This window comes from Trabulsiella guamensis ATCC 49490, assembly GCF_000734965.1.
Lineage (GTDB): Bacteria > Pseudomonadota > Gammaproteobacteria > Enterobacterales > Enterobacteriaceae > Trabulsiella > Trabulsiella guamensis.
On sequence record NZ_JMTB01000220.1, the window covers coordinates 1 to 451 of the forward strand.

The 451-nt window shown below is 55.0% G+C and carries 1 protein-coding gene; it reads left to right on the forward strand.

Translation table 11 applies throughout. The annotated features are described in order from the left end of the window. Window positions 1-451: TraG/VirB4 family ATPase (locus GTGU_RS23640; protein ID WP_038163869.1), on the forward strand; the 451-nt coding region annotated here is incomplete at both ends.

Genomic DNA, 451 nt, shown 5'->3' on the forward strand with positions numbered 1-451 from the left:
GATATCATTCTACCTGCTGTACCGCATCACCAGTCTGCTTGATGGCCGTCGTCTGGTCATCTTTATGGACGAGTTCTGGAAGTGGCTGCGTGACCCGGTATTTAAGGACTTCGCGTATAACCGGCTGAAAACCATCCGTAAGCTCAACGGGATGCTGGTTGTCGGTACACAGTCACCGGCTGAGATTATTCAGGACGATATTGCCCCGGCGGTGATTGAGCAGTGCGGGACACAGATACTGGCGGCCAACCCCGGCGCAGACCGTGTTCACTACGTTGACGGCATGAAGTTTGAGCCGGAGGTGTTCGACGTAGTGAAACATCTCGATCCGCAGGCCCGTCAGTATGTTGTTGTCAAAAACCAGTTCCGGCGCGGGGATATCCGCCGCTTTGCTGCCCGTGTGACGCTCGACCTGTCCGGTATCGGAAAATACACAAAAGTGATGAGCGGC